The organism is Streptomyces sp. NPDC058701, assembly GCF_042715295.1.
Lineage (GTDB): Bacteria > Actinomycetota > Actinomycetes > Streptomycetales > Streptomycetaceae > Streptomyces.
Genome location: NZ_JBHXSY010000131.1, coordinates 1 through 2,318, shown reverse-complemented (window position 1 = coordinate 2,318; position 2,318 = coordinate 1). Strand labels below are relative to the sequence as shown.

The 2,318-nt window shown below is 63.0% G+C and carries 4 protein-coding genes and 1 pseudogene; 4 read left to right on the top strand and 1 reads right to left on the bottom strand.

Annotated elements, in window-relative coordinates; translation table 11 throughout:
- Nucleotides 1–129 precede the first annotated feature (129 nt).
- The 4 genes from ACFWW8_RS38475 (at nt 130) to ACFWW8_RS38460 (ending at nt 2,025) form a co-directional block, all read left to right on the top strand.
- The gene (locus tag ACFWW8_RS38475) at nt 130–429 is read left to right on the top strand and encodes a transposase (protein ID WP_386537567.1); all 300 of its coding nucleotides are present in this window, start codon (nt 130–132) and stop codon (nt 427–429) included.
- Nucleotides 426–1,055 carry an IS3 family transposase gene (locus ACFWW8_RS38470; RefSeq protein WP_386537565.1) on the top strand — a complete coding sequence of 210 codons (630 nt, stop codon included), beginning with the start codon at nt 426–428 and terminating at the stop codon, nt 1,053–1,055. Before ACFWW8_RS38475 ends, ACFWW8_RS38470 begins: the two co-directional genes overlap by 4 nt.
- Before the next feature lie 7 nt (nt 1,056–1,062).
- Nucleotides 1,063–1,290, top strand: coding sequence for an integrase core domain-containing protein (locus ACFWW8_RS38465; protein ID WP_386537570.1), 228 nt, complete (start codon nt 1,063–1,065; stop codon nt 1,288–1,290).
- Nucleotides 1,291–1,563: 273 nt separating this feature from the next.
- Nucleotides 1,564–2,025 (top strand): hypothetical protein, encoded by a 462-nt coding sequence (locus ACFWW8_RS38460; protein ID WP_386537562.1) that lies wholly within the window; start codon nt 1,564–1,566, stop codon nt 2,023–2,025.
- A gap of 22 nt (nt 2,026–2,047) precedes the next feature.
- Here the strand turns inward: ACFWW8_RS38460 and ACFWW8_RS38455 are convergent.
- Nucleotides 2,048–2,318, bottom strand: a pseudogene (locus ACFWW8_RS38455) (IS701 family transposase); the annotation flags it as partial.

Genomic DNA, 2,318 nt, shown 5'->3' with positions numbered 1-2,318 from the left:
AAAGACCACCCGCCTGAATCAACCGGGCTGCACAACTGAACCGCGGACAAGGAGCGGGCTTGATCCGCTTTGACGGACATCTGAGATCAGGGCTTCGGTCCTGGAAGGATGATGTTCATCATGGAGAGCATGGGGAACAGGAAGGCGCGTCCTCGGCGCTCGTTCACGGCGGAGTTCAAGGCCGAGAGCGTCGAGTTGTGCCGACGGGATGACCGGTCGGTCGGTCAGGTCGCCAAGGACTTCGACCTGACCGAGACCGCGGTCCGCGACTGGGTAAAACAGGCCGAGATCGACGCAGGCGCGAGGAACGGTTTGACCAGCAGCGAGCGGGAGGAACTGGCCGCGCTGCGGCGGGAGAACCGCCGACTGCGCCAGGACGTCGACATCCTCAAGCGTGCGACAGCTTTCTTCGCGGCGGAGACCCGGTGAACGTGCACCCGTTCGTCGAGGCGGAGAAAACCGCAGGTCACAACGTCAAAAGGACGTGTGAACTCCTCAAGGTCTCCCGGACCGCCTACTACGCCCGCCGCACTGGCATCCCTGGCCCCCGGGCCGTGCGGGACGCCGAGCTGACCGAACAGATCACCGCTGTTCACCAGCAGTCCCGCGGCACCTACGGTGCCCCGCGCGTTCACGCCGCCCTCAAGCGCAAGGGCGCCGACTGCGGACGCCGCCGGGTCGCACGGCTGATGCGGCAGGCCGGCCTGACCGGCAGGCACCGACGACGCCAGCCCCGCACCACCATTCCCGACCCACGCGCGTCCACCCGCCCTGACCTGGTTCTTCGTGACTTCCAGCCCGATTTCTCTGCTCTCGACACCCGCTGGTGCGGGGACATCACCTATATCGCCACGAGTGAGGGCTGGCTCTATCTGGCCACCGTGATCGACATCGCCTCACGCCGCGTCGTTGGCTGGGCGACGGCCGACCACCTGCGAACCGAGCTCGTCGCCGACGCACTGCGGACCGCCTGCCGTCGGCCGGCCAGTCCGGTGATCTTCCACTCCGACCGCGGCTGTCAGTACACCAGCCGTGAACTCGCGCTCTTGAGATGAGTTCGGCATTCGCCTGTCGGTCGGACGCACTGGGCAATGCTGGGACAACGCGCTCGCGGAATCGTTCTTCTCGACCCCGAAGAACGAGCTGGGCGACACCGACCCCTGGCCGAGCCGGGCTGCTGCACGCACGGCGACATTCGAGTGGATCGAGAGCTGGTACAACTTGCACCGGCTTCACAGCAGCCTCGGCTACCGCAGTCCCGCCGAATACGAGACTGCTCTCGCCGCCTGACCACCACACCAAAGGTGTCCGTCAAACCGGAACAAGCTCACGGGATCATCAGCGTGTCGCCGCTGGTGACTCTTGCCAGGCAGCCGCAGGACGGTGCCTTGCAGTGCTTGGCTCGCCTCAAAGACAAGCAACATGTACTCACACCGCGCGAAGGACACGCCGCGTTTCTCAGAGCAGAAGCCCATCTACTGGAAACTTTGCAGGGCCATCAGGCAACTGCCAATGTTAGGAGTTCGTATGCCCAGGTCGCGTGTCAAGAGCCTCGGTGCCCTCGTGGCGACACTGACGGCGGCAGCGTGCATCGCTGCCACACCGAACGCTTCGGCAATGGCTGTTGGTGTACCTCTCGTCTCGCCCGGAGTCCTTCGTGGAATTCCGGCGGGACAGGATGGTGACCAGATTTCCGCCTCTGTCACTTACAACAACATGAACGTTGCGCGGTACCGGCTCCACTCCGACGACACGTGGCTGAAGGACGTCTATGTAGTGGACGGGAACGGTAATCAGTTGCTCACCAAGCACCTCATTGTAGTGAACGATCAACACGACACCCTCTTCATGCAATTGCCCGCCTCCTACTTCAACCAAAATTACACCTTGGTGTTCCGCAAGGCGAAGGCATTTGGCCTTCTCAGTAACATGTTTCAGATTCCTCTCATCAACGACCCCTCCAGCGGCGACCCACTCATGAACCCTGTCGGCAAAGACACTTTTCTCAATTGGTACAAATGGTAATCGCCGCCATCAGGAACTTCTGGTCGAGGCCCAGGCCGTGCTTGAGTTCCCGGTAGTCGTGTTCGATGCGCCATCGGACGTTGGCCAACCGGACCAGCTCGGCGATCGGGGTGTCGGCCGGGAGGCTGGAGAGCCAATAGTCGGTAGGTGACTCGGCGCTCTCCGGCCATTCGACCAGCAGCCAGCAGTCCGGCAAGGCCCCGTCCCACCAGCCCTGAGTGGACGAGGCCGCGGCTTTGGGGCCTTGACCCCGGATTTTGAACACGTCTATGCGGCTTGGGTCAGGGTAGTTG

Coding starts and splice junctions, on each gene's coding strand:
- ACFWW8_RS38475 (WP_386537567.1), top strand. CDS start 130: ATGGGGAACAGGAAGGCGCGTCCTCGGCGCTCGTTCACGGCGGAGTTC.